The sequence below is a fragment of the Paenibacillus sp. JJ-100 genome (genome assembly GCF_948329825.1).
In the GTDB taxonomy this organism is placed as follows: Bacteria; Bacillota; Bacilli; order Paenibacillales; family Paenibacillaceae; genus Paenibacillus.
Map to the genome: position 1 here is coordinate 1 of NZ_CAOJCM010000028.1, position 483 is coordinate 483.

General features: G+C 49.1%; 2 tRNA genes and 1 rRNA gene. All 3 read right to left on the reverse strand.

What is annotated here, in order from left to right:
- Positions 1-142: 142 nt before the first annotated feature.
- A tRNA-Ala gene (locus tag PQG66_RS25270) sits at positions 143-218 on the reverse strand.
- Positions 219-240: 22 nt separating this feature from the next.
- Positions 241-317, reverse strand: a tRNA-Ile gene (locus tag PQG66_RS25275).
- Between the two features lie 34 nt (positions 318-351).
- Positions 352-468 (reverse strand): 5S ribosomal RNA (gene rrf / locus PQG66_RS25280).
- Positions 469-483 lie beyond the last annotated feature (15 nt).

The following is a 483-nucleotide window of genomic DNA, read 5'->3' on the forward strand; positions in this document are numbered from 1 at the left end:
TCCATTTCGATCACTCGCTCCAGCAATCTACCGTTTTTATTGAAACTTGTTGTACACAAGTTCAGCTAAAAAGGAATGTTCTAATTCGCGTTTGTTTCGTTTCGATATCTAGTTTTCAAAGAACAAGCTTGAAAAATCTTATTGGTGGAGCCAAGCGGGATCGAACCGCTGACCTCCTGCTTGCAAGGCAGGCGCTCTCCCAGCTGAGCTATGGCCCCATATATTATTTAGATGTGTAAATGGTGGGCCCTGGTGGACTCGAACCACCGGCCTCACCCTTATCAGAGGTGCGCTCTAACCAACTGAGCTAAGGGCCCACATTATATACATTTTGTACCCGATATGGGTTACGCTTGGCGGCGTTCTACTCTCCCAGGACCCTGCGGTCCAAGTACCATCGACGCTGAAGGGCTTAACGGTCGTGTTCGGGATGGGAACGTGTGGAACCCCTTCGCTATCGCCACCAAACGTTTGAGAGTTTGA